Here is a 26,231-nt window from a genome sequence, read left to right on the forward strand (position 1 = left end):
TATGAGCGAGAAAAGATTGATACGAGAAAATGAGAAAGAGTTAATCAACTTTTTACTCACACAAATACATCCGAATCCTGCTGATTATCCCTATGATGAGTATGTAGACGAATATGAGGGCGGAAAAATGGGTAGCATTAGCTTAGGTGGTGATGTCAATGGCTATGCCGGAGATTTGATTCAGGTAGAATACACCGATATAGATGGCACGCCTGTGGTAATTACCTTAACCAAAGATCATCAGAATCGCCTGCTTGATTTAGACTTCTGGAAAGTTGATTTTTCTAAATTGCTTGAGTATCCAACACCAGATAAAGTAACTATCAGAACACCAGAATCATGAAACTCACAAATAGATTTCTCTTGATTTCAGGCTTAAGTCTCATCTCATTCAGTTGGGTAGCTTTGCCAATCGAATGGCTAACTGAAAAACATGAGCAATATACTTTGCATTATACAAGCGTCGACCTGCAAAATAAAGATGATTATAATGTAATTCTTGAAAAAGGCATTAAATCAGTTGAGTCTTTTCTAAAATCTCCATTCAAAAATACCTTTGCCGTCTATATTCATCCTAATCGAGCCTCTTTAGATACCCAATGGCAAAAAGACTGGGGCATGCCTGATTTTAAATCTGAATGTTGGATGGTAGCTAGCGGTATAGCCACTAAACTGGATATGATTTCACCCAAAAGATGGAGCACAGAAGCCTGTGAACATAATTATAACGAGATAGCAAAAACCCAGAACCTGATTACGCATGAACTCTTCCATGTCTATCATGGGCAACTCAATGCGAGTCCTGATTTTAGCAATACCGATAAGATTGATTGGTTTGTGGAAGGGTTTGCTACCTACGCATCAGGGCAATGCGATGACGATAGAATCAAAGAAATCAAAAAGGCTATTGCAGAAAATAAAATTCCTGTTTCGTTAGATAATTTCTGGACAGGTAAGTTAAAATATGGTCTTTCCGGCTCAGTGGTAATGTATATTGACCAAAAATATGGGAGAGAAAAACTAAAAGCACTTTTAGTCTTCAATAAAAAATCTGACATACTCAACCAATTAGCTGTCAGCGAAGAAGATTTGATTAAAAACTGGAAGCAATATATCAATAACCTTTAAGTCTTTCTGTCTCAGAAAAGCGCACTGCGGTTATACTTATTTTTATAGGCAATAGGCGATAATCCCGTTACTTTTTTAAAAGTACTTCTGAATGCCTTATTGTCGGTATAGCCTACGTCAAACATCACCTCTGTGATATTCTTCCGGCTGGTTTCAAAGTGTTTTTTGGCCGCTTCAATTTTTACCCGCTGAATATATTCCATCACTGTATTATTAGTAGCTTTCTTGAAGCGGCGTTCCAGACTTCTACGACCAATGGCAAACATATCAGACAACTGGTCCAGCGTGATTTTATCCTCAAAATTTTTCTCTATAAAATCCTGTGCTTTTTTCACAGCATCGTCCTCATGACCCTTTTGTCCATTGAATATCATAAACGATGCCTGGCTATTTCTTTCAATATCAATGGCAAAATACTTGGCAGCCTTAATTGCCATATCACGATTCACGAATTTCTCTACTAAATGCAATAGCAGATTCCAGTAAGAACTGGCTCCCCCACTCGAATATAGTCCCTGATCTTCTGTTATAATCTTGTCATCAACCAATTCTATTTCCGGAAACATCGTTCTGAACTCATTAGCAAATAACCAATGTGTCGAGCATCTCTTTCCATTTAGCAAGCCAGTTGATGCCAGTAAAAATGCCCCTATGCACAGGCTCACTATTTCTGCGCCGTCTTCGTATTGTTGCACAATCCAGGGTAGAAAACCCTTATTCATTTCCAGAGTAGTTGCTATATCGCCACTTATGGCAGGTACAAATACCAGATCAGTTTGTTTCACTTCATCGATGGTAGCATCGGCATGCACTGTAAATAAATTATCATGGAGTTTTACTTCCTTAGTTAACCCAACCATTTGCACATTAAATGCCGCAGGTTTTCCTGCCATCTGAAGAAATTGATTAACCGACGTGAAAATATTACGGGGGTCGTTGATAGCAGCTAATACTGCATTTTCTGGAATCAGAATCGTGATATTTTTCATAGGCATGAAGGCAAAATAGAATGGCGGATTTGACCCTTTTATTGTCGTTTTTACACCAGTTCAAAGTTAATAAATCCGCCTAATTTTGTTCATATAAATCAAAATATTTTACATTATGAGCCTTATTGATATTGATTACACCAAAAACATACTTACGGTAAAAGATGTCTGCATTGATAATTCTACTTTCAATTGCGTAAGTCTGCAAAATCTGACTTTCAATGATGTTAATTTAAATGGCACCAGGATTACCAATGCCAATATGAGTAATATTGAAATTGAGGGCGCAAGTTTGGGAGGTGCTTATATCCATAATATTGGAATGCCTCCTGAGGACCACCCTGCCTATGACCCTGATGCCAAGCATCCTCCGGTAAGATTTGAAGACTGCGATTTTGAAGCGAGCACCATTACTAATTGCAATCTGGCTCATGTAGCCATTAATGACTGTAATCTGAAAGGCATGACCATCAACGGGATTCCAGTTGAAACTTTATTAGAAAAATTCACACAAAGTAAGACTCAATAAATTCACTTTTTCTAACTTTAACAATACACACACATGAGAAAGATTAAATTACAGATGCAGACTTCAGTAGATGGATTCGTCTGCGGCCCGAATGGCGAATTAGACTGGACAGTCTGGAACTGGGATGAGGAACTGAAAAACTATGTAAAAGAACTCATGGCTTCAGCAGACTCCTTTATTGCAGGTAGAGTACTTTATGAAGGTATGTCAACCTATTGGCCTGCTGCCGAAACCAATCCTGAAAGCAGTGAGGATGATAAAGCCGCTGCAAGGAATTTTAATACTATGACTAAACATGTTTTCTCAAAAACACTTACCCATGCCGACTGGAACAACACCATTATAGAAAGTGGTGATTTGGTTGAAACGGTTAACAGGCTGAAAAATCAGGATGGCGGAGATTTCATGTTATATGGCGGTGCCGGTCTGGTTTCTTCTTTTATTCAGAACAATTTGATTGATGAATATCACCTTTTTCTGAATCCTTCTGCTATAGGTAAAGGAAAACCTATTTTTGGAGATTTAACAGAAAAATTCGGACTAGAGTTAGTGAGAAGTAAAGCCTGTAGTTGTGGAATTGTAGTATTGCATTATGCACCTGCTAAACAATCATAAAAATGGCAAAGAAAATATCGGATGCTGAAAAAGTAAGAGAGTACATGGCTACCCTCGAACATCCTCTGAAAAAAGAAATTGAGGCTGTAAGAACCATCATTAAAAATTCTAATAGCAAAATCGCCGAACGCATTAAGTGGGCAGCGCCAAGCTATTATTATAAAGAAGATTTAGTCACTTTTAATCCACGTGATCAAAACCTTATACACTTAATTTTTCATCATCCGAATATTGAAAAAATCAGTTCGCCCATTTTAGAGGGAAATTATGTTTCCCGCCGCATGACCTACCTGCATAATATGGGAGAAATTGAAGCCAATAAAACTGAGATTGAACGTATTCTGAATCAATTGGTGAGTTTCTTGGATGAGTAAGTAGTTTTCAAAACTAATTACTTTGAAACTTCTCTCTATAAGCCGTCGGGGTCATACCCACTATTTTTCTAAAAATTCTGCGGAAGGCTTTAGGATCATTATAACCGGAGCTAAAAATCACCTCTCCCATATGTTGATTGGTTTGCTCCAGTAGTTTCTTAGCCGCTTCTATCCGTATTTGTTGCAAATATTCAATGGGAGGAATACCCGTAATTTGTTTGAATCGCCTTAATACATTCCGTCGGCTTGAAGGAATGTCTTTTATGAGTTCTTCAATGGTTTCAGCTTCCTGATAATTGGCTTCTATCTTCTGCTGAACCATGGCTACAATATTATCATTATGGTCGCGAGATGGTTGAAAAGTACTGAAATAAGACTGATTCTGCCTGTCCATATCAATGGCAAAGATTTTGGCTATTTTCACGGCAACATCCCTATTGCAATACTTCTGAACCAAGTGCAGTAATAAATGAAACGAAGAAGTAGAGCCACCACTGGTAAATAATCTACCATCTTCGGTAACGGTCTTATCACCTCTTAATACTACGTCAGGGAAAGCAGTAGAAAAGGCAGGACAAGCATCTACATGGGTAGTAGCTACTTTGCCATTTAACAAGCCGCTGGCTGCTAATAGAAAAGCTCCCGTACAAAAAGTAGCTATTTCTGAGCCTAATCGGAATTGCTGATGCAGCCAGGGGATGTAAGCCCGGTTTTTACCAATGGTTTGTTGCATATCATCGGTGCTGAATGAAGGAATCAGAATTAAATCAATACGGTTAGCTTCTTCAATTTTTGCAACCGGGTACCCATGAAATGAAGTATTTATAGCTCGGTCTGATTCAACTAACTGATATAAGCTGATGTTAAATGGAATGGTTTCCTCATCTGTTTTGTAGATTTTATTAGCAGCTTCAAGCACATCTAAAATAGCTGCAACACTTAATAATCTGTAATCATGTGGAAGTAAAATGCCTACGCAAGTCATAGATTTTTTTTCTGTAAAAATAACGAAAAAAATGTCTCAAACACCCCCTACAATTGACTTTTTTAACACCCATGTGAATGGTCTTCGTTGATTAATTTTGTTTTAATAATTCACAGTTAAACTTTTAGTGCTCATGGCAACAATCAACACATACCTTAATTTTCCGGGTAATACCGAAGAAGCATTTAATTTTTACAAATCAGTCTTTGGTGGAGAATTTTCGTTTTTTCAGCGCTTCAAAGATACCCCCGAGGGAGCTGATATGTCGGACGAGGAAAAAGAAAAAATCATGCATGTGGGTTTACCCATAGGCAAAGGAGGCGCACTAATGGCAACCGATGCTCTCGAATCACAAGGTTTTACTTTAATGCAAGGCAATAATTTTAATATATGCATCACTACTGAATCAGAAGAGGAAACAGAAAAACTCTTCTATGGACTCTCTGATGGAGGCAAAATACTGGTGCCTCTAGAAAAAGCCTCATGGGGTTCGTATTTTGGCATGTTTAACGATAAATTTGGTATTAGCTGGATGGTAAATTACGATTATAACTAAAAATAAATCATGAAAACTATTAAAAAATCTATTGAAATTGATGCCCCAAAAGAGAAAATCTGGGATGTTCTGACACAAGACTCTTATACAAGAGATTGGCTGGCCATTTTTAGCCCGGGCTCTTTTGCTCAAACAGACTGGCAATTGGGAAGTAAAGTCACATTCGCTGACCATACCGGAAGCGGTATCTTCGGACGTATTATTACTCATGAGCCATGCGAATTGCTATCAATTGAGTATGATGGTGTATTAAATGACAACGAAGAAGATTTTGAGAGCAAAGAAGCACAGCTATTTAAGGGTGCCCATGAAACTTACCGATTAAGCTCGAAAGAAAGTAAAACACTGCTTGATATTGAATCGGATATGTCAGAAAGTGGTTTTGAAAGTATGTCTGAGGCTTGGGATAAAGCCCTGTTAAAAATAAAAAGTCTGGCAGAAGAGTAGTTCAATTATAACAAAACTAACAAGCCAATGGTAGAGGTTTTTAAGACTAATATTCAGGAAAGAAAACAAGCCGCCTTACTTTTTGAAGTTTTGATAAAGCAGTTTCCCTTGTTCAAAATAAATTTTGATCTGGAAGATTGTGATAAGATTCTGAGAGTAGAAGGCGATAGCATTTCGTACGAAAGAATTATTACTATTATACACACGAGTGGCTACCAATGCCAGGTATTGGAATAGCTCAACAAAGCCTGAAGAATAGACACTTCAGGCTTTGTTTTATCTACATTTTGTGCTTATCTTTATAGCTACTTTATAATCTATTACAACTTGTTCTCAGCGTCAAAATATAACTTTTCCAAGTTTTATTTAAAATCACCTTACTGCACTATAACCTACCTTATTATTTACCCAAAAACTTTGGCACAATTTTCGCGATTTAATAAATTACTCATAGAAAATTATGCCATAAATTAGCATAATATTGATAATATTCGTAATAAACGATTATTTCTAAGATACCGTGCAAAAAAAGCTGGCACAATTTTAGATACTATATATGGATTACAATATGCTATTGAGTAAGATTAACCCAATTAGTAAGTGAATATTAAAAATATTTGCAGATGAGACACATATTTACCACAAACAAGAGAGAACATTTTGCGAGAAATACTTCTACACCTATTAACGTATTTAGACTTATCAAAAGAATAAGTGAAGTCGTTGGTATTTATCTGAAAAGATTGGGTCAAAAATCTATTTACAAAGTTCCCGCAGCTATCGCTTCTGATCAATCATTTACAATCGAAACTCCGGAAAAAGAAGCCAATTTGCAGAAAGAGTATAGTTATTCTTCGCAGGCATCTGACTTTAACAGAGCTTTCCATATCAAAGCAAAACTATCAGCAGATGCAGGAGCAACGATTATCCAATCGACCACTTCTACCAAAACCTATCATATAGGAAGTGCTTTTAATAAAGAAGCCAAAGAATGGATACCCAATCTTTCCGAATCAGCTATTACTCATAATAAAGCTTATCACGAAGATGATCCTCCATCAAATTTATCATTATTCAGAGGTACTGCAACAACAATTGCGTTGGTGCTTTTTTCTGTTTTAGGCGTTTTTGCCAATAAATTTGCTATCGTAGACTTATCTCTGCGCAGCGAAGTTAATAATTCAGCACCGGCAATAGGTAATTCGATTAAACATACCATCTGGTTAAAGAATGAGGGGACTACTACTGCCAATAGTATTGTTGTGAAAAATAGCTTTCCGGTTAGCGGTGTTACGCTCACAACTCATACAGGTGGTGCAAGCTTTACTCACAATGCTGGCACTGGCGAAGGATTATGGAATGTAGCTACACTGGCACCAGGCGATTCAGTAAAATTAGAATTAAATGGCACAGTTACACAAAGAGGTGTATATTTTAACATCGCTGAAGTTAATTCAATAGGTGGTGGAGATACAGATAGTGATTCTACTCCAGGCAACAATAGCTTAGCCGAAGACGATATTACTACGGTTTGTTTTTCTGTTCCGCTTCTGATTTATCCGGGCGAACAATATACTGTTTTTGTACCAAGTGCTTATAAAAAAACCGGTACAGTTGTAAAGTGGTTCAGAAATGGTACAGAGATAATAGGTACTACACCGGAAGCTGTTGTAAATGCCGATACCTCATTAACTATAAAAGCGATTGGCAACTATACTTTTACTTCTAATGTAGGAGGCTGTGTAGGTCAGGGCTGTTGTGCCATACAAGTTATTGCCGGACCTTATGGCAGCATAGGTGATTTGGTTTGGAAAGACAAAAACGATAATGGTTTACAAGATGCCGGTGAACCAGGTATCAAAAATATTATTGTAGAATTATATACAGTTGATGGCTCAGGTAATATATCTGGTAACCCAATTAGTAAAGATACTACCGATAATACCGGACATTATCTTTTCTCAAATCTTGTATCAGGCGATTATTTAGTAAAAATAGCTTCTTCTAATTTATCTGATACTTTAAAAATCTCGAAGAAAAAAGATCTAGGCTCTGATGATACTAAAGACAACGATTTCAGTGCAGCAACAGGTTACTCTACCAAAATAACTATTAATACCGACTCTACCGGAAACAAAAAAGATAACCTAACGGTAGACGCTGCCCTATATACCCCGGTTGGCAGTATCGGAGATTATATATGGAACGACGGCAATAATAACGGTATTCAGGATGGTGGTGAAGCAGGTGTGAACAACGTAATTGTAGAGTTATATGCAGCCGATGCCTCCGGTAATCCTGTAGGTGCGGTTTTAGCAAAAGATACAACTAATGTGAATGGCTTATATAAATTCACCAATCTGGTTAAGGGCACATATGTTGTAAAATTGTTAGTTAACTCATTACCTGCCGGTTCTGTTATCAGTACCAAAACAAAACTGGGAAGCGATACCAAAGCCGACAGCGATTTCAGTAATACGACAGCGTTATGCGCAAAAATTACTTTAGACCCTGAAAATGAAGCTGATCCTCTTAATAAAGATAATTTGACACTTGATGCCGCCATCTACAACCCAATGGGTTCTATTGGTGATTATGTATGGAAAGATACGGACAATGATGGTGTACAAGATATAGACGAAACAGGCGTAAGTGGTATTATCTTACATTTATATGCCGCTAACCCTGATGGTTCTCCAACAGGTAGCGTATTAAAAACTGATACTACCGATGCCAATGGTTTCTATCTGTTTAGTGGTTTAGCATTAGGCGATTATGTCGTGCAAATCATTACAAGCTCACTTGCTTCGGGTACAACTATTTCTGAAATGATAGATAAAGGTGGTAATGATAATGCTGATAGCGATTTCAGTTCAACCACCGGGTATTCGGCAAAAATCAGCATCAACCCTGCTGACATTAGCAAAAAAGATATTTTATCGATAGATGCGGCTTTACATCAAACAATCGTTTGCCCTACACTGACGGTCTCTACCATTGATGGAGATATATGTGTAGGCGATTCTACATTCATTAAAGGGATTACAAGTAATAGTGCCGATATCAAATGGTACTTAGCAGCTATAAATGGTACACCTGTATTCTCAAGCGATAGTGATCAATCAGTTCTAGTATACCCTACCACAACTACTACCTACTATGCAGAAATTGACGGCTCATACCCGGGTTGCCCTACTTCTCGTCAGCCGGTAGTTATTGTGGTTAATGCTCGTCCATCGCTTCCATCATGCGCCGGGGTAGTAGATGAGTGTATTGGCAAAACCATTAATCTGAATGATTATGTCATCAATGGAGCAACTACTCCTGGCGGTACGTTCGAATGGCATACATCAGCCAGCGAGAAATCTCCTTTGGTATCAACACCAGGAAGTGTTGGTGCGGGTACTTATTATCTATTTGAAAAATCTGGTGCAGGTTGTTTCAGCCCTCCAAGAATGCTGAAAGTCAATCTGAAAAATTGTGATACATTAATTGATTTAAGTCTTACTAAAATAGTAACTACAATGACCCCTAAAGTATGGGATAATATTGTATACACTATCAAAGTTACGAACGCCGGCCCACATGCGGCAACCAATGTAGAGGTTGAAGACCAGATGCCAACAGGCTTAGAGTTTATTTCGAGCCCATTTTTTACGAAAAATGGTAATATACTGACTGCCACGATTTCTAATATTGCCGCTGGGCAAACGATTACTTTAGATTACTTAGTAAAAGTAACTTCGGCAGGAGATAAAATAAACTTTGCGCAAATAAGTAAAGCCGACCAGAAAGATGTTGACTCAACACCTGGTAATGCTTCTACCACATCAGAAGATGATAATAGTAAAGTGATTATATCGCCATCAGTGGACGCCATTGTTTCGGACCTAAGTTTAGATAAAACTGTCAATAAAACTACAGCTACCATAGGTGAACAAATTACTTATTACATAACTGTTCTCAACAATGGCTCAAGCCCTGCTACCAATGTTGAAGTAAAAGATATTGTACCTGATGGCTTAGAAATTATAGCAGCTACCGGAGCAGATAATATCACTACTTCTGGCAATACAGTAACAGCGAAATTTAACGAAATTAAAGTAGGATTTGCTTCAACATTCCAGATTGTAGTAAAAATTACTGCATCAACAGGAAGTATCAAGAACTGGGCACAGATTACCAAATCAGACCAGCAAGATGCTGACTCTACTCCAAATAATGGCACAGGTAATGGCGAAGATGATACGGATGACGCAGATATAACTATTACTTCAGGCCCTTGTAACCCGCCTGTACCATTGATTGCTACTTCTCTTACGTATATCTGTACAGGAGAAAGCATCACCTTGACTTCAGTTGGTTGCACAGGCACAGTAGTATGGTCAACAGGTGGTACAGGTAATTCTATTACACTTAGCCCAACAATCTCAACTACTTATACGGCAAAATGTAAAATCAGTGATGCTTGTTCTAGTGGTGATTCAAATCCTATATCAGTAGTAGTTAATCAGATTGTACCACCGATTATTACTTCTAATGCACCTAACAATACGATATGCGCAGGCGGAAGTGTAGTATTAAGCGCCACTTCTTGTACAGGTAGCGTTGTGTGGTCTACTGGTGCAACTGGTTCAAGTATTACGGTTAATCCTACTGCTACTACTATTTACACAGCTGTTTGTAAAACAAATACTTGTACAAGTAGCGTATCAAGCCCACTAACGATTACTATTGGTAATGCTGGCAGTGCTCCAACCATTTCAGCAAGTAAAAATGCGATTTGTAATGGCGAAACAGTGGTACTTACCGCCAACGGTTGTAGTGGTACCATAACTTGGTCTAACGGTATGACCGGAAGTTCAGTAAGTATTATGCCTGGTACAACAGGTACTTATAGTGCTACTTGTTCTTCAAGTGGTTGTGGCAGCCAGACTTCTGCGCCACTTACTATTACAGTCACACCTGCCGCTCAAACACCGGGCATAAATGCTGATAAAGACGTGGTTTGTGCAGGTGGCAATGTGAACCTTACAGCATCAAACTGTAATGGTACGTTGGTATGGTCTAATGGGGTTAGCAGTTCTGCTATAGCAGTTTCACCAACCATAACTACTACTTATGAAGTAACCTGTATAAGCGGACAATGTAGTGCCAAAGCCTCTAAAACTATTACAGTGAAGCCTCAACCTGCTGCTCCGGTTATTACAAAAGCCAAAGACCAGATTTGTGCGGGAGAATCAGTCATATTAACAGCAAATAATTGCGATGGTATTGTAACTTGGAGTACAGGTGCTATAACGGCTACTATTACAGTGAGCCCAACTGCTACTACTTCTTATACGGCAATCTGTAATGTTGATGATTGCAATAGTGTTTCTTCTGCTGCAAGTACTATCACGGTTTCTACTACAGCGCCTACTATTACGGCTTCTAAAGATACTATTTGCGTAGGTGGTTCGGCTACGCTGACAGCATCAGGTTGTACAGGTAGTTTACTATGGAGTAATGGTCAGACAACCAGCAGTATTACAGTTGATCCGGTTGCTACTATTAATTATACAGTTACCTGCTCTGCAGGAACCTGCGAGGCTGTAGCATCTAAAACGATTACAGTCAATACAGAAACAAGCGTACCTCCGGTTATCTCGGCATCAAATACAAACCTATGTGCCAGTGGTAATGTAACATTAACTGCTACGGGTTGTACAGGTACAGTTGTATGGTCAAACATGCAAACGGGTTCTAGCATCACTGTTAACGTCACAAACACCGTTGTATTTGCCGCTGCTTGTAAAATAGGAAATTGCGAAAGTGAAAAATCAAATAACATTACTGTTACAGTAGGCAAACTGAACAAACCGGTTCTTAGTGCTAATCATACAACTATCTGTGTGGGAGATGCCGCAGTGCTTTCTTCAACAGGTTGTGAGGGTAATGTAATCTGGTCGAATGGTCTTACCGGAAGTTCAGTAACGGTAAATCCGGTTACTACAACAGAATATACCGCCGTTTGTAAAGCTGCCCAGGGCACTTGTACAAGCGACGAAGCAGATAAATTAACCATTACGGTTACCTCTCAGCCAGAGCCGCCAATTATTGCCTGTACTTGTGCAAGACCAAGAATTTGTCAGGGAGACACTCTTACTTTGAAAGCAATTGGTTGTCTTGGCACATTCGTATGGTCTAATGGACAAACTACTTCTTCGATTGTTGTAAGTCCTCAGGAGACAACAGTATATACAGTCAAATGTAAAGTAGGTTCTTGCGAAAGTGCACCATCGGCTGCTGCTACTGTTAACGTAGGTAGCCCGGCGCCTCCATTGGTAAGCTGCAAAAAACCACAGGTTTGTGGTGGTAGCTCAACTACTTTAGAAGCTGCAGGTTGTGTAGGTACAGTGAAATGGTCTGACGGACAAGTGGGTGCTGTTATCAACGTATCTCCTGCCACAGTAACCAGTTACTGGGCGGTTTGTGATGCCGGCAAATGTCAGAGTGAAAAATCTAATGTGATTACGATACAGGTGAATGGCTCGGGTCTGAAAAAACCAACGACCAAAGACCTTACGAATGTATGTCCGTTCACGCATGTTGATTTAACAACCGGCGTAACAAGTGCGATTTCATCAGTTGGCGGAACATTTACATTCCGTGCATACAACAGTCCTGATTCTGCGGTATTGGCTAATCCATCATCAGTTGGAACAGGCTCATACTATGTATTTGAAAAATCAGGTGCAGGTTGTTTCAGCGAAGGAAGCCGTATCAACGTTCAGATTATCAATTGTAACGATACCACTTCTTGTGCAACTAATCCGGCCACAGCATTTGCCGGTAAAGACTCTACCGTATGTATCAGTGCCAATTTCTTTGAATTGCACGGACAAAAAGGTGGCTCGGCGCAAAGTGTTAAATGGACTAGCGATGGTACCGGAACATTCGATAATTCTCTGAGTCTGAATACAAAATATAATTATACAAGTGCAGACATTACAAGAGGCTTTGTAAACTTTACATTGACTACTAATGATCCTGACGGAAATGGCCCATGTTTGGCAGCAGCAGATACTTTCAAACTTACAATCAATGGTATAGGTACAGCACCAAATATTGAAAGTAATAAATCTCCAAATATCTGTTCCGGCGATTCGGTTATTTTAAGTATAGTACAGACGGGTCGTCGCGTATGGAGCACCGGAGATACTACACAAAGTATTGTCGTAAAAACATCTGGCACTTATTCGGTTAAATTATTAAATGCGCAAGGTTGTGCTTCGTTAAGTTCGAATACCATTGTGGTAGTGGCTAATGACACAATCACTCCTCCATCAGTAGTTGCTACAGCTAAAAATGTTTGTCCGGCTACCACGGTCAATCTTACGAATGCGGTTACCAGTGCACCAAGAACTACAGGTGGTACATTCGAGTTCCGTACAGGTGCAACACTTAGCTCACCATTGTTGACTAACGCAACAGCTGTTGGTGCAGGTACATATTATGTATTTGAGAAAAGCGCCATAGGTTGCTACAGCGCAAGCGCACCAATTATAGTAGACATTGATACTTGCGGTACACCGCCATTAGATACGGCTGGTGTTGAGTTAGGCATCACAATCGTAGGTTCACGTGTAGAACTGGCAGTGGGTGACCAACTGACTTATACTATTACGGTTACCAACAATACCATGACCACAGCTACCAATGTGCATATTACAAACGTGTTGCCAAAAGGTATCACTATTACTTCTGCTACTCCAGGCTTAACAGCCTTTGGTACAGATTCATTAGTGAGTGTGATCGGTACTTTCCCTGGTGGCGCTATCAAGACTTATACTTATACAGCAAAAACTACCAAAGCAGGTACGATCAGAAATATAGCTAAGATTATAAAAATCGACCAGGTTGATCCAATTCTTAGTAATAACAGCAGTCATTGGGATATTCACTGTGCTACTTGTCAGGAAATCTGTACAGCTATGTCGTTGGCGGCTGATACAACCCGTCAGGCAAATGGCAGCTACAATATTACATTCCGTGCCTTTATTGAAGCCTGTGGAAACGTGAAGCTGGAAAACATTAAGGTGACTGAAAACCTTGCTACCATGTTTCCATCGCCGGTTACTTATACAATTATTCAGAAACCAACGGTAGGCGCAGGAAGCAAATTGATACCAAACGATAATTTCAACGGTTCGACAGACTTAAATCTGACAGTTCCGACTGGTAGTGAAATTGAAGCAGGTGTGACTGATACAGTAAAATTTGTTATCAATATTGTACCAAATGGCAATGAAGGACCATTCAGTACCAATGCCCTGGTAGAAGCTACCGGAATGACCACATTTGGTATTGAAGATGATGTATCAGACGTATCAAACAACGGTCCTTATATTGATAAACCAAGTGCAGAACCAACGGTTGTGAGACTATATAAGAGCCCAAGTGTAGGTCTGGCTAAAATTGTATCAGATAGCACCAAGAAAGCCAATGGTTCTTACGATGTTACTTATACACTATTTGTGAAGAACAACGGTTCGTTGGCTCTGAACAATGTAGTATTAACTGATACGCTATCAAAAGTATTTAACTTACCTGCTACATTTACAGTATTAGGTACACCGGTTAAAAATTCTGGTAGCCAGTTAGTGATTAATAATGCATTCAATGGCACAACAGATACCCGTCTGACACTTCCGGGTAGTAGTATCCCAGTGGGCCAGACAGATACACTCCAATTCAGTGTCAATCTGCAACCGGATACAATAAAACTATTTGCCAATACAGCTATTGCAAGAGGTTCAGGTACTTTGGCTAACGGAAATACTGAAAACGTAGTTGACTTATCGAATGCAGGTACAAACCCTGATGCACCGGGTAGTAATCCGACGAACCTGAACTTAGACCCAGGTGGCATGAGTTCGATCGAAATCCCTTGTATAGGTCTGGCACTTTATGTAAAAGATACTATTAAGCAGGCTGATGGAAGCTATAATATCGCATTCCGTGCAATTATGAAAAACTGTGGAAACCTGACCTTGTCGAACGTACAGCTATGTGATACATTAACTAATACATTCCCTGCTCCGGTACAGGCCACTATTGTACAAGCACCGAGCGCAAGTGCTGGAAGCCAGCTGGTAACCAATGCCAATTATAATGGCGCAAGTAACTCTTGCTTATTGGCAAGTGCAAGTATGATAGCTCCTGGCAGAATTGATACGGTTAAATGGGTAGTCAATGTGAAACTCAACAGTAACTTAGGGCCGTTCAGAAATTCAATCATTGTTTCGGGCAAAACTCCGGCAGGTATCACTATCAGCGATATTTCTAATGACGGCCTCAACCCTGATCCACAGGGAAGTACCCCTACTGTTATCAACTTCGGTATCTTACCTGAAGCCTTGATAGGTATCTCGAAAGAAGCTACCGAGCCGACTAAAGTAGGCGACAGAACTTACGACGTTACGTTCAAGTTCAAAGTAAAAAACTACGGACGCACTGACTTCATTGGAGTTCAAGTACAAGACAATCTTGCTGTAACCTTTGGAGATAGTGTAAGAATCGACTCAGTACATGTAACCGCTGATGCCGGATTTAAAGTTAATGATAATTATACCGGACGTGGCAATTTGATTAACCTATTGGTTGATTCATTAAGTACACTTCCTAAAAATACCACGCGTAATATCACAATCTTTACACGTGTAACACTTTCTGAGGGTACTACTACATTTGCCAACCAGGCATTAGCTATAGGTAAATATCCAACCAATAAAACGGTTGATGATTTATCTACCAATGGCACTGATCCTGATCCGGATAATAATGGTAATCCTAAAGACAATAGTATTGCCACGCCAATCAGTATCGATGGAGGTATTAATCCTATCAATGTTACGGCACTGGGTATAGCAAAATCGGCTGTACTGGATACAATCCCGAATGCAGATAAAACCTATAATCTGACTTATAGATTTGTTATCAAAAACTATAGTACACGTACACTTACGAAAGTACAACTAATCGATAGTCTCGATAATGTATTTGTAGCCGACGATAGCAGTAACTTTATTATTGTTGATAATACGCCAACATTGAGTGCAGGCAGCCAGTTGAAACTGAATCCTGATTTTAATGGCCGTACAACTGCCTTAACAGGTGTAACTACCATGTTGATTGCCGACAGTAGTTCGTTAGCACCGGGTGCATCAGATACCTTAGAGTTGAAGTTAAGAATTCTGACCGAAAAACAAGAGGCTGTTATCTTTGCTAATACTGCGTATGGTAGTGCTAGAGATACAACTGCCAACATAACCGATATTTCTCAGACAGGTATAGACCCTGACCCTGATAATGATGGTAACCCTGGCAACAATAGTGCTCCTACATTAATCACTATAGGCGATGACATACCGCTACCGAATGATACGGCGACAGCGATTATACCAGGTGGTTTCTCTCCGAATAATGATGGCAAAGGTGATACATTCTTTATTGAACACATCAATAATACCAATGTAAAAGCTAGCATCTATATCTATAATCGTTGGGGTATCTTGGTATACAAAAATGAGGATTACGGCAAGTCTCAAGGCTGGGATGGAAAAGCCAACAATGGCCTTGTGTTAATGAGCGATGGCAAAGATGTTCCGGATGGTACTTACTACTACGTGGTGCAAGCCGATGGTAAATGGGATGGAAAACCAGTAATTGGATTTATTACAGTTGTAAGATAATTGATAACAGGGCTATGAGTGAACAAGGATTTTCCGGTTCACTCAAAACCTTATAAAACAAAGGAACTTTAAGCAAAGAACGGCTATAAAATTCATCTGAAATTTTGTTAATTCTGGCAAGGTTTTAGGTGCTTTTAGAAAGCAAACTATTGAATGACGCATGTATCGAAAATCAGTCGAAAAAGAGTTTTTTTCGTTAAAAAAACTTTAAAAATCGATTATTTTAATGATAAATGAAAAAAATTTGATAATTAAAATTCTTAATGTAACTTTGTTTTGCTATTGAGTATAATTGGGCTTAGACAAAGTTTCATGCTAAGTCTTTACTATTAATTGAGTAAAATATGAAAAACTTTACAAACCTGAAAAGCAGGTTAGCTACGCTATTTTTCGTAGGGTTGTTATCTGTCAATTTTCACACCTACGCGCAACAGGAAGCGATGTTTTCACAGTACATGTTTAATACAATGGCTATCAACCCAGCTTATGCGGGTAGCCGAGATGTATTAAGTCTGACTGCTCTCGGACGCTATCAGTGGATCGGGGTTCCAGGGGCTCCTACTACCTACACTTTCTCGATGGACATGCCTATCAGCAGTGAGAAAATGGGACTCGGTTTACAGGCATCTTATGATGGTATTGGTCTTGCCAAAAACACAGGTATTTATCTAACCTATGCTTATCGGGTGAAAGTAGGCCCGCGCTCAACCCTATCATTTGGTGTGCAGGGTGGTGCTGTCAATATTCGTTGGGCATTAAGCGATGCAAAAGACGTAGGCATTGACCCTATATTCGGTGGAACTTATGACATTAATAAGATTTTACCTAACGTTGGTGGCGGTATCTATCTAAGCAATGATAGAAGCTATATGGGTTTTTCATGTCCTCAGATTATACAAAATCCTCTATCCAACTACAACTATGCGAGTTCTGATTCGGCTGCTGCCAAGAAAAGTCGTACACAACGTCACTTCTTCCTGATGATGGGCTTTGTGATTGGCAAAGGCAATTTCAAAATCAAGCCATCTACTATGATTCGTTATACAGAAGGCACCCCTCTTGGATTTGATGGGAATCTTAACTTCTGGATAAAAGATAAAATTTCCTTTGGTATCTCAGGCCGCATCGGACAGTTCCAGAGCTTTAGCCAGACCGAAGGTTTCGACGCTGCTGTCGGTATGTTAGAATTACAGCTAACTCCTCAATTCAGATTGGGTTATGCCTATGATTTCACGGCTAACCGATTGAACGACCCAAGTAAAAAAGGTATCGACCGTGTGATTGGTATTCCTACCCATGAAGCCATGCTTAGGTATGAGTTTGGCTATGCTAAGAATAAAATCCTAACTCCAAGGTATTTCTAATAGTAAGTTTCGTTTTAACATTTACAGGTGTCAGAAAAAGCTGAAACAATCATTTTTTTCTTGCACTATGGTTTTATATGCAATCATTTTTACAAAACTGAGCGATTTTAAATTCAGCAACAATGACTGTCAGGTTAAATATCATCGGGGCCATCTTTATGGCAACTCTATTCATAGGTAGAGTACAAGCGCAGGAAGCATTGCTTAAAGCTGCCCAGCATCACTATGAAAGTCTCAGCTATATCAAAGCTATTGATGCTTACGAGTCTGCTTTGGCGAAGAAAGGAATTACTGAGCAACAAAAGTTAGATGCCAGAATCAAACTGGCCGATAGCTATACTAAAATCAAGGATACTCAAAATGCTGAACGCGTTTATCGCGAGATATTCGAAGGCAGCACCGGAGAATTATCTGATGATAGAGTTCCGGTAGCTCTGAAATACGCTCAGGTATTGGCCAGTAACGGTAAATACAAAGAAGCGCAGGAAATGTATGACAAATATACCCGCAAGGTAGAAGACGACCCACGTGGAAAAGGTTTTTCAAAACTCTACAACGATGTGAGCGTATTGTCTAAAAATGCCAATTGCTACAAAGTAGATTATTTGTCAATCAACACCAATTCGTCAGATTTCAGTCCGTCTTATTTCAAAAATGGGTTGGTTTTCGTTTCAAACCGTCGCAGTACGGTTGGTGTCCGTCGTGTTTTTGGTTGGAACGATACGCCATTCCTTGATTTATATTTTTTAGATAATGTATCTGCCATTGGTGGACAAGCAGCCGGATTGGGTGCAGGTACCGAAGAAGCCAGAACGCCTCGTAAAAGAGGTGGTGGAGGAGCGGGAACACTTGGTTCAGACGAATATACTGCTCCAACAGCCAATGATACACGCACGATCGGAACTTATGGAGGGACAAACGTAGGCTTAGGTTTAGGTTATGGCGACAAACCTCAGACAGAGTCTGACAGAATGAGTGGGTCTATTAACTCAAAATATCATGAAGGCCCATCTGCTTTCTTTAAAGATGGCTCAAAAGTAGTTTTTACACGTAACAACTTCCTGAATGGGAAAACCAAAAGAAGTTCTGACGGAATTACGAAATTGAAATTGTATATCGGCGAAGCGAATAAAGACGGTTGGAAAAATATTAAAGAATTACCTTTTAATAGCGACGATTATTCAACAGGACACCCTGCCCTATCGCCGGACGAGAAACTATTATTCTTTGCCTCTGATATGCCAGGTGGTTTCGGTGGCACAGACTTATATGTCTCTCGTTATGATGGTAGCAGTTGGACAGCCCCTGTCAATCTGGGTAAAAACGTTAATACAAAAGGAAATGAGATGTTCCCGTTTGTAGATGATAAAGGGCATTTGTACTTCTCTTCTGACGGCCACGCGGGTTTAGGAGAATTAGATATTTTCTTCTCACAATTAGATGGCACAACTCCTAAAGGACGTGTTATCAATTTAGGCTCACCGATCAACTCAAGCAAAGATGATTTCGGTATCCTGACTGATGGTTTTCGCAAAGCAGGCTATTTCAGCTCAAACCGTAAACGTGGTGGCGATGATGATGATATCTACAAATTCGACCGTGAATGTGAGTTAAAAGAGGGTTGTGATTTGATTATAGCCGTATATGATGCAGAAACCAAAATGCCTTTAGATAATGCCAAGATTGTTTATGAAGACAAAGATGGCACTATTAAAGAAAGACTTAGTGATGCCGACGGTAGTGTGAAACTGGAAGGTTTAGAGCAAGACACAGAATTCACATTCAGAGCCACACGTGAGGGTTATAATGCCAATACAGTAAGTTTCTCAACCAAAGATTGTGATAATGAGCCATCACGCCTGGAGATTCCGATGAGCAGACCAAAACCTGCCGTTGATTCTACAACACTGGCCAATAATAACCCGAATGCACAAAGTGGTTATTCAAATCCAAATGGGAATAATGGCCCAAGCAATGCACTACCAGGTAACAGATGTTTCTTGAAAGGCAAGGTAACCATGCAAGGTACTAACCAACCTATCGCAGGGGTATTAGTTACCTTACGTAACGAGTGCGACAATAGCACACAAACGGCCACTACAGATGCTACAGGTACTTATCAGTTCCAGGTTGTAGAGGGTTGCGATTATACAGTTGAGGGCACTAAAGATAACCTAGGTTCAAAAGGTAAACGTATCCGTCGTTTGAGTTGCAAGAAAGGTGATGTTACCGCCGATATTCAGATGTTTAGCACAGGCGATATAGTTCAGGTTGACAATATCTATTTTGAATATGGTAGATATAATTTACGTCCTGATGCAAGAGCCGGATTGGATAAACTGGTATCGTTGATGCGTCAGTATCCAAACATGAAAGTTGAGCTTCGTGCACATACTGACAGCCGCTCTGATGCAGATTTCAACCAGACATTATCTGATAATCGCGCAAAATCTTCAGCCAATTATCTATTCAAAAGAGGTATCAGCCGCAGCCGCGTAGAGTTTAAAGGCTATGGTGAAACCACACTTGTGAACAATTGTGCAGACGGTGTGACATGTACAGAAGAACAACACGCATTGAACCGTCGTACAGAGATTAAAATCCTGGAAATGAATTAATAAAACCAACAAAGTTTATACACAAAAGCCATTTCTTTCGGGGAATGGCTTTTTGATTTTAATAGGTCAAAATCTTCTTTCTTAACATACCTCCTACCCGTTTATTGGAACTTTATCAGTGAATTTGTAATTTTTCTTTGAAGTTAATTTCTTAATTCTTACTTTTGCACCACAAAACCAACAAGGTTTTAGGGCCTATAGCTCATTCGGTTAGAGCAACTGACTCATAATCAGTAGGTGCCTGGTTCGATCCCAGGTGGGCCCACCAAAATCCCAAAAAGCTATACTTTCAAAAGTATGGCTTTTTTTGTTTTCGACTAAACAAAGTTTTACTACTACTGTTATCCACAAAAATGGCATAAGTTTTGAGCGTAAGAAGTTGTCCGTCTAAAGAATTTAAGGAAGATATACGTCCCAATTATTTTACTTGATTGTAAAGAACATAGCAATTAATCATTTTCTTAAACAGCATGAAAAAATACGAATTCATTGACTATGCACGGGGATTCTCTATCTTTACTATAGTTATTTATCACTTCTTGTTTGCCTATCCCTTACCTACTTATCTTAATTATGCCAAAAGCTTTGGCGGAGCAGGTATCCACTTATTTTTCTTTGTTTCAGGCTTCGGACTTACCTTATCAAAATACATCGATTACCAGACATTCCTTAAGCGTAGGTTAATCAAGGTATTATTACCTTACTACATAACCATAACATTAATTTTCCTGATAAACCTAGCCATTAAGGTTTATGAGGTAGATTTTGTGGCATATCTTAGCCATATTTTACTATTCAAAATGTTTGTATCAGACTACATGACCTCTTATGGTGCTCAGTTCTGGTTTATATCTACTATTGTGCAGTTTTATTTAGTATTCCCGCTGCTATTATGGTTCCTAAAATCTGAAAAATATAAGTTATTTATTATTACAACTTTAGTGATTTCATTAGGATATAGTTTTTTTATTTCGTTTATATTGCCTGAAAGTGGAGAAGCCTTTAATAGATTCTTTATTCAGTATCTATGGGAATTTGCCCTTGGCATGGTTGTGGCCAGAACCGGAATGCTAGATAAATTAACAATGGCACCTCTATGGTATTACTTCTTGATAGCACTCGTTTGTCTTGGGCTTACCGGAGTTTTAGCCATTAAAGGAGGAAGCATCGGCAAAAACTTAAATGATGTCTTTTCGTTTCTTGCCTATACCTCAATCACTATCATTCTATTCAGAACTATACCTCCATTAAACAAGTTTTTTCTGTGGGTATCAAAGTTCTCGTTTTCATTGTATCTGACACATATGTTTTTATATGATTATCTGAACGCCACCTATGGTATCTCTTTTATGACTCCACTTGTAATGGTAATTTTACTGATAGTTACCTTAGCGTATAGCTACTATTATGACATCTTGTTGAATAAGGTAACTGGGGCAATCACAGGCACTAATAAGGAAAAGTAAATTGATTTTAAGTTTGTCTATAATACAGACACAACATACCAGAATCGTTTCCAATATACCAGACAAAATTAAAGCTACATTACGTGTAGCTTTTTTGCTTTAATCAATCTCATAGCATTATTTTGAAAGAAATTAAGACAATTAACAACTATGCCAGTAGAATATAAAGTTTGCTCAAAAGAAGATATAACTCAATTAATTGCGGTAGCCATACAATCCTATAATGAACACTATATATATCTTTGGCATGATGAGGGAAAAAACTATATAAAAAATAGTTTTAACACCGAACAGTTGTCAAAAGAAATACAGGATCCTAATGCTATTTTTTTCCTAGTTCTTGTTAATAATGCACCAGCAGGTTTCGTAAAATTGAATATTGATAAAGCTATTGATTCTTATACTTCAGATGAAGCGCTTGAATTGGAACGCATTTATTTTCTGAAAAATGCAGCAGGAAAAGGCTTGGGAAAAGAAACACTTTTAATGATTACAACATTTGCCAAAGACCGGGGTAAAAAGCTTATCTGGTTAAAAGCCATGAAAGGCGGTGAAGCGCAGGGGTTTTATCAAAAACAGGGATTTGAAATAATCAGCGAAACTATTTTAACTCTTCCTTATATAAAAGAAGAATATAGAGGAATGGTAGTGATGTTAAAGGAAATATAATCACACTTCCCGAAACATAATATAACTATCTACCAAGCCTAAATCCTGATGTCTGAAACCTTTAGGAGTTGTGCCGATAATACGGAAACCTAATTTTTGCCAGAGGTCTACAGCTGTTTTATTGGTACTTACCACAATATTAAACTGAATGCCATAATAGCCTTTTTCTTTGGCAAATTGCAGTGAATGCTCACATAGCAACCCTCCTATCCCCTTGCCCCGATGATTTGGGCTTACCATATAGCCACAATTAGCAATGTGATTCCCCAAACCCAACTGGTTAGGTTTCATGAAATAAGTACCTATTATTTCATCATTCTCAACTGCTACGAATGTATCCATAACATCGGCAAACCAGTAAGCTTGCAAAGAAGATCTTGGAGTATCAGGGTTAAAAACATAGGTATCTCCTGTTTTTATAACACTAGAAAATATCTCCCATACGCCATCGTGGTCTGTTTCTTTAGCTTTTCTTATAAACATTTTCTTATCAATTTTCGCTGAAATTATTTTAGCAAAAGTATCATTTCGACTTATATTACAGAATAATTGAGAGATATATTTTCTTCATATTAGGCCAATAAAAAAGCTACACTATGGAGTGTAGCTTTTAACTAATCTTTATCAGGCCTATCCCTCAATATCATATACCAAAACCGGAATATCAGTCTTATTAATAATCTCTTTTGATTTACTTGGGTTGATTAATTCTGATAAGAAATTATGATGATGCCCTGCTACTACCAATAAGTCTGCTTTATGTGTATGAGCCGAATTTAATAAACCCTCGCTAACATTGTCAGCCTTAATGGCTTCAAAAGCAAACTTCTCTTTCGAGAAACCATCCTGTATATCTTTCAATAATTGCTCATCGTCCTGAACATTTAACTCAAAATCAGCATTTACTTTAATTAAGGTTACTTTTGAATGAAATTCTTTCCCAAATTTAAAGACCTTAGCCAATACGCTCTTCTCTTCTGATTCTAATTCAGTACCATAGATAATATTCTTGAAAGATGGTGTATGACTATTGGCCGGAACAATCAATACAGGTACGCTAGTGTTATTGACTACACTCGTGGCGGTGCTTCCTGTTAATCTATCGAAAAAAGAAGTATCAGGTGTTTTGCCTACAATAATAAGGTCTGCTTTTTTAGTTTTGGCAAGATCGGCAATGCTCGCAGACAAACTTCCCACGATCATTTCACTGTGTGCCTTTACATGCTTTTCTTTTAAAGAATCTACAATTCCTTTTAATTGTAATTCATAATTCTTTATCATTTCCTCCTGCAACGTCGTTGGAGCTATGGTATCATAGGCCAGATTTGGGTCTAAAGGCACTACAGGAAAATAAATATGAGCAACCAATAATTCGGCGTTGAACTGCTTGGCTAAAAATGTAGCGTATACTAAAGCGCTATCAGAGCTTTCTGAAAAATCTGTAGCTATTATTATTTTTTTCATGGATTTATTGATTAATTGGATATACTAAAATAAGTCAAAAAATATATACCACCACGGTATTCAATATTAAGTATCTATAAAGTTTCCTACTTTTGTGTTTCTCATCTTTTTATACATATAAGCTATATACGCACACAATAGTTTTAGATTTTACACAAAATGAATGCAGATAGATTAATTAGTTCAGAAATTGAAAATTTCTATACACAAACTTCTGAAGAAGCCAGGCTACAATTAGGCTTAGGCCCTTTAGAGTTTGAACGCAATAAAGATTTAATTCAGCGGCATTTACCTGCTTCGAAAGGAGTAGTTTTAGATGTAGGCGGAGGCCCAGGAGCCTACTCAGAATGGCTATCTGGTATGGGCTATACGGTTCATCTGATTGACCCTGTGCCTAAGCATATTAAGCAAGCTAACAAAAGAGCCAATAGTCTGAAAAAACCATTTAAAGCTATTCTTGGTGAAGCAAGACAACTGAATTTTGCTGATGAATCGGTCGATACAGTTATTCTACATGGTCCTTTGTATCATTTACAGGATAAACAAGCCAGAATAGCTGCCATACAAGAAGCTAAAAGAGTATTGAAGAAGAATGGCGTAATTCTAGGTTTTGCCATCAACTATGCAGCGTCAACGATTGCAGGACTCTTAAATGGCTTTATGCATGAGCCCGGCTTTATAGAAATGTGTAAGCAGGAATTATTAACAGGTGTTCATACGCCACCCAAGAGTATGCCCGGCTCATTAGCAGAAGCGTATTATCATAAACCCTCGCAATTGATTGAAGAGTTTAAAGAAGCAGGACTCGAATTTATCAATATCTATGCCGTAGAGGGTGTAGTCTGGTTGGATAAAAAGTATTTTGAAAGTAGAGGTGATGCTAAGAAAAAGCAGTCATTGATTGATTTATTAACAATTACTGAAAGTGATCAGGCTTTGCTGGCCCTTAGTCCGCATATGATGATAGCCGCTAAGAAAATGTAATATTGAAGCTTATTAGTACTAAGAAATTAGATTATGCTTAAAGTCGCGAATAAGCAAATATTTACTCATTCCCGATTTTTGTTTTAGCTATATATCTTTTATATTTGGCTGTTATAAAACCTATGCATATTTCAAAACTACCCGTAATGGCCAATATTAAAAACTTTAAAGCTTTTTTAGCTAAACAGCAAAAAGACGAACCTACTTTCTCGCTTAGTGGAATCGAAGAAAAACTGGAATTGCCCTCCTTATTGCTCCAACATTTTCTGAAAGGCAGGAAAGACTTAGGAGAATACGCCGATAAAGTCATCGATTTTTTCTCGTCTATTGGCTACGACGATAATGTGGCTTATTAAATAATCAGTTTATACTGGTCTACTATTCTCAATCGTTTTGCGGAATTGCAAGGGTGTTATGCCCTCGTATTTCTTAAATAGTCTGCTAAAGTAGGATTGATCAAATAAACCTATTTCGGCAGCTATTTCACTAATGGATAAATTGCTTTGGTAGAGAAGTACTTTCGCCTCTAAAACAATGGTCTCGTCTATCCACTTAGTAGGTGATTTTCCTGTTGCTGCTTTGACAGATTTATTGAGATGATTGGGAGTTACATGCAATAAAGAAGCATAATCGCTAACGAGATGTCTGGTTTTAATATGTGTGAATAATAGTTCTCTGAATTTGTTCGAAATCTCAATGGCTTTTAATTGAACCATACCCGACACCGCTTTATACATGCGGTTTACTTCACATAGCAAGGCTATCAGGTAAGATTGAATAATCTCACGATTTTGTAGTCCATTTGTTTCATAATCAACCAGAATACGCGCTAACAATTGTCTGATAAAACCGGAAGTCTGCGTATCCAGACTAATTTTCGGATTCCCCCAGGCTCGCAGAAATTCGAAATCTTTCAGCAAATCATTTTTTGCCAGTTTTCCTATCATTACATCCTCATGGAAGTTGAATAGGTACCCTTTATTAATATCTACATTATCGAAAGAAAAAACCTGCCCTGCGGCCACTACCAGACATTCATCTTTTACAATCTTATAGATTTCGCTACCTATTCGCATAATGGCTTCGCCCTCAGTGAGATAAATAAAGGTGTGTGTATTGGTTCGGGCAGGAGGCACAGGCAATTTCATCAGGCGGAGCATCTCCTCTACCCTTACTATAAAAAACTTATTATGCTCAGTTTTCAAGATGGCATCTAGCTGCGCTCCACTTTGTATAAAGTTACTCCGGTAAGATTCTGCATTAAAGGTTTTTATCTGACGATTCTTTGGCAATTTTCTGATGGTCTT

The 26,231-nt window shown here is 38.6% G+C and carries 20 protein-coding genes and 1 tRNA gene; 16 read left to right on the plus strand and 5 right to left on the minus strand.

The window, feature by feature from the left end; translation table 11 throughout:
• Position 1: 1 nt before the first annotated feature.
• Positions 2–343, plus strand: coding sequence for a DUF6984 family protein (locus D0T08_RS16750; RefSeq protein WP_116983827.1), 342 nt, complete (start codon positions 2–4; stop codon positions 341–343).
• On the plus strand, positions 340–1,128 hold the full coding sequence (locus D0T08_RS16755) for a hypothetical protein (protein ID WP_116983828.1): 789 nt from the start codon (positions 340–342) through the stop codon (positions 1,126–1,128). Before D0T08_RS16750 ends, D0T08_RS16755 begins: the two co-directional genes overlap by 4 nt.
• An 11-nt stretch (positions 1,129–1,139) precedes the next feature.
• Here the strand turns inward: D0T08_RS16755 and D0T08_RS16760 are convergent, their stop codons facing one another.
• A complete protein-coding gene (locus D0T08_RS16760) occupies positions 1,140–2,117 on the minus strand; it encodes a GlxA family transcriptional regulator (protein ID WP_116984018.1) in 978 nt (325 codons plus the stop codon).
• 115 nt (positions 2,118–2,232) lie between these two features.
• Between D0T08_RS16760 and D0T08_RS16765 the strand changes: the two genes are divergently transcribed.
• The 3 genes from D0T08_RS16765 to D0T08_RS16775 are packed head-to-tail and all read left to right on the plus strand — an operon-like array spanning position 2,233 to position 3,635.
• Positions 2,233–2,646: a pentapeptide repeat-containing protein gene (locus tag D0T08_RS16765; protein ID WP_116983829.1), complete on the plus strand. Its 414-nt coding sequence runs from the start codon at positions 2,233–2,235 to the stop codon at positions 2,644–2,646.
• Between the two features lie 33 nt (positions 2,647–2,679).
• Entirely contained in the window at positions 2,680–3,261 is a 582-nt protein-coding gene (locus tag D0T08_RS16770; RefSeq protein WP_116983830.1) for a dihydrofolate reductase family protein, read from the plus strand.
• 2 nt (positions 3,262–3,263) lie between these two features.
• Positions 3,264–3,635, plus strand: coding sequence for a DUF1801 domain-containing protein (locus D0T08_RS16775; RefSeq protein ID WP_116983831.1), 372 nt, complete (start codon positions 3,264–3,266; stop codon positions 3,633–3,635).
• Between the two features lie 13 nt (positions 3,636–3,648).
• Here D0T08_RS16775 and D0T08_RS16780 read toward each other — a convergent pair whose 3' ends face one another.
• Positions 3,649–4,620, minus strand: a complete 972-nt coding sequence (locus D0T08_RS16780; RefSeq protein WP_116983832.1) for a GlxA family transcriptional regulator — start codon at positions 4,618–4,620, stop codon at positions 3,649–3,651.
• A gap of 133 nt (positions 4,621–4,753) precedes the next feature.
• Between D0T08_RS16780 and D0T08_RS16785 the strand changes: the two genes are divergently transcribed.
• The 9 genes from D0T08_RS16785 (at position 4,754) to D0T08_RS16825 (ending at position 22,476) form a co-directional block, all read left to right on the plus strand.
• Positions 4,754–5,176 carry a VOC family protein gene (locus D0T08_RS16785; protein ID WP_116983833.1) on the plus strand — a complete coding sequence of 141 codons (423 nt, stop codon included), beginning with the start codon at positions 4,754–4,756 and terminating at the stop codon, positions 5,174–5,176.
• A gap of 9 nt (positions 5,177–5,185) precedes the next feature.
• Positions 5,186–5,623 carry an SRPBCC domain-containing protein gene (locus D0T08_RS16790; RefSeq protein WP_116983834.1) on the plus strand — a complete coding sequence of 146 codons (438 nt, stop codon included), beginning with the start codon at positions 5,186–5,188 and terminating at the stop codon, positions 5,621–5,623.
• A gap of 27 nt (positions 5,624–5,650) precedes the next feature.
• A complete protein-coding gene (locus D0T08_RS16795; protein ID WP_116983835.1) occupies positions 5,651–5,860 on the plus strand; it encodes a hypothetical protein in 210 nt (69 codons plus the stop codon).
• 386 nt (positions 5,861–6,246) lie between these two features.
• A complete protein-coding gene (locus tag D0T08_RS16800) occupies positions 6,247–16,359 on the plus strand; it encodes an SdrD B-like domain-containing protein (RefSeq protein ID WP_116983836.1) in 10,113 nt (3,370 codons plus the stop codon).
• A gap of 344 nt (positions 16,360–16,703) precedes the next feature.
• Entirely contained in the window at positions 16,704–17,723 is a 1,020-nt protein-coding gene (locus tag D0T08_RS16805) for a type IX secretion system membrane protein PorP/SprF (RefSeq protein WP_116983837.1), read from the plus strand.
• A gap of 122 nt (positions 17,724–17,845) precedes the next feature.
• Positions 17,846–20,341, plus strand: a complete 2,496-nt coding sequence (locus D0T08_RS16810; RefSeq protein WP_116983838.1) for a carboxypeptidase regulatory-like domain-containing protein — start codon at positions 17,846–17,848, stop codon at positions 20,339–20,341.
• A 191-nt stretch (positions 20,342–20,532) separates the two neighbouring features.
• Positions 20,533–20,609: transfer RNA gene (locus D0T08_RS16815), tRNA-Ile, on the plus strand.
• A gap of 202 nt (positions 20,610–20,811) precedes the next feature.
• The gene (locus D0T08_RS16820) at positions 20,812–21,807 is read left to right on the plus strand and encodes an acyltransferase (protein ID WP_116983839.1); all 996 of its coding nucleotides are present in this window, start codon (positions 20,812–20,814) and stop codon (positions 21,805–21,807) included.
• A gap of 150 nt (positions 21,808–21,957) precedes the next feature.
• Complete coding sequence (locus D0T08_RS16825) at positions 21,958–22,476, plus strand: GNAT family N-acetyltransferase (protein WP_116983840.1); 519 nt, start codon at positions 21,958–21,960, stop codon at positions 22,474–22,476.
• Here the strand turns inward: D0T08_RS16825 and D0T08_RS16830 are convergent, their stop codons facing one another.
• The gene (locus D0T08_RS16830; RefSeq protein WP_116983841.1) at positions 22,477–22,959 is read right to left on the minus strand and encodes a GNAT family N-acetyltransferase; all 483 of its coding nucleotides are present in this window, start codon (positions 22,957–22,959) and stop codon (positions 22,477–22,479) included.
• A gap of 147 nt (positions 22,960–23,106) precedes the next feature.
• Complete coding sequence (locus tag D0T08_RS16835) at positions 23,107–23,940, minus strand: universal stress protein (RefSeq protein WP_116983842.1); 834 nt, start codon at positions 23,938–23,940, stop codon at positions 23,107–23,109.
• 159 nt (positions 23,941–24,099) lie between these two features.
• Between D0T08_RS16835 and D0T08_RS16840 the strand changes: the two genes are divergently transcribed.
• Positions 24,100–24,924, plus strand: coding sequence for a class I SAM-dependent methyltransferase (locus D0T08_RS16840; protein ID WP_116983843.1), 825 nt, complete (start codon positions 24,100–24,102; stop codon positions 24,922–24,924).
• 122 nt (positions 24,925–25,046) lie between these two features.
• The gene (locus D0T08_RS16845; RefSeq protein WP_116983844.1) at positions 25,047–25,280 is read left to right on the plus strand and encodes a hypothetical protein; all 234 of its coding nucleotides are present in this window, start codon (positions 25,047–25,049) and stop codon (positions 25,278–25,280) included.
• Positions 25,281–25,289: 9 nt separating this feature from the next.
• On the opposite strand, the gene D0T08_RS16850 is transcribed toward D0T08_RS16845, so the two are convergent.
• Positions 25,290–26,216: an AraC family transcriptional regulator gene (locus tag D0T08_RS16850; RefSeq protein ID WP_199538182.1), complete on the minus strand. Its 927-nt coding sequence runs from the start codon at positions 26,214–26,216 to the stop codon at positions 25,290–25,292.
• Positions 26,217–26,231 lie beyond the last annotated feature (15 nt).

This window comes from Emticicia sp. C21, from assembly GCF_003418935.1.
GTDB lineage: Bacteria > Bacteroidota > Bacteroidia > Cytophagales > Spirosomataceae > Emticicia.

Excerpts from the sequence above, each read along its gene's own strand:
- D0T08_RS16750 (WP_116983827.1), top strand. The coding sequence starts at position 2 with ATGAGCGAGAAAAGATTGATACGAGAAAATGAGAAAGAGTTAATCAAC.
- D0T08_RS16755 (WP_116983828.1), top strand. The coding sequence starts at position 340 with ATGAAACTCACAAATAGATTTCTCTTGATTTCAGGCTTAAGTCTCATC.
- D0T08_RS16760 (WP_116984018.1), bottom strand. The coding sequence starts at position 2,117 with ATGAAAAATATCACGATTCTGATTCCAGAAAATGCAGTATTAGCTGCT.
- D0T08_RS16765 (WP_116983829.1), top strand. The coding sequence starts at position 2,233 with ATGAGCCTTATTGATATTGATTACACCAAAAACATACTTACGGTAAAA.
- D0T08_RS16770 (WP_116983830.1), top strand. The coding sequence starts at position 2,680 with ATGAGAAAGATTAAATTACAGATGCAGACTTCAGTAGATGGATTCGTC.
- D0T08_RS16775 (WP_116983831.1), top strand. The coding sequence starts at position 3,264 with ATGGCAAAGAAAATATCGGATGCTGAAAAAGTAAGAGAGTACATGGCT.
- D0T08_RS16780 (WP_116983832.1), bottom strand. The coding sequence starts at position 4,620 with ATGACTTGCGTAGGCATTTTACTTCCACATGATTACAGATTATTAAGT.
- D0T08_RS16785 (WP_116983833.1), top strand. The coding sequence starts at position 4,754 with ATGGCAACAATCAACACATACCTTAATTTTCCGGGTAATACCGAAGAA.
- D0T08_RS16790 (WP_116983834.1), top strand. The coding sequence starts at position 5,186 with ATGAAAACTATTAAAAAATCTATTGAAATTGATGCCCCAAAAGAGAAA.
- D0T08_RS16795 (WP_116983835.1), top strand. The coding sequence starts at position 5,651 with ATGGTAGAGGTTTTTAAGACTAATATTCAGGAAAGAAAACAAGCCGCC.
- D0T08_RS16800 (WP_116983836.1), top strand. The coding sequence starts at position 6,247 with ATGAGACACATATTTACCACAAACAAGAGAGAACATTTTGCGAGAAAT.
- D0T08_RS16805 (WP_116983837.1), top strand. The coding sequence starts at position 16,704 with ATGAAAAACTTTACAAACCTGAAAAGCAGGTTAGCTACGCTATTTTTC.
- D0T08_RS16810 (WP_116983838.1), top strand. The coding sequence starts at position 17,846 with ATGACTGTCAGGTTAAATATCATCGGGGCCATCTTTATGGCAACTCTA.
- D0T08_RS16820 (WP_116983839.1), top strand. The coding sequence starts at position 20,812 with ATGAAAAAATACGAATTCATTGACTATGCACGGGGATTCTCTATCTTT.
- D0T08_RS16825 (WP_116983840.1), top strand. The coding sequence starts at position 21,958 with ATGCCAGTAGAATATAAAGTTTGCTCAAAAGAAGATATAACTCAATTA.
- D0T08_RS16830 (WP_116983841.1), bottom strand. The coding sequence starts at position 22,959 with ATGTTTATAAGAAAAGCTAAAGAAACAGACCACGATGGCGTATGGGAG.
- D0T08_RS16835 (WP_116983842.1), bottom strand. The coding sequence starts at position 23,940 with ATGAAAAAAATAATAATAGCTACAGATTTTTCAGAAAGCTCTGATAGC.
- D0T08_RS16840 (WP_116983843.1), top strand. The coding sequence starts at position 24,100 with ATGAATGCAGATAGATTAATTAGTTCAGAAATTGAAAATTTCTATACA.
- D0T08_RS16845 (WP_116983844.1), top strand. The coding sequence starts at position 25,047 with ATGCATATTTCAAAACTACCCGTAATGGCCAATATTAAAAACTTTAAA.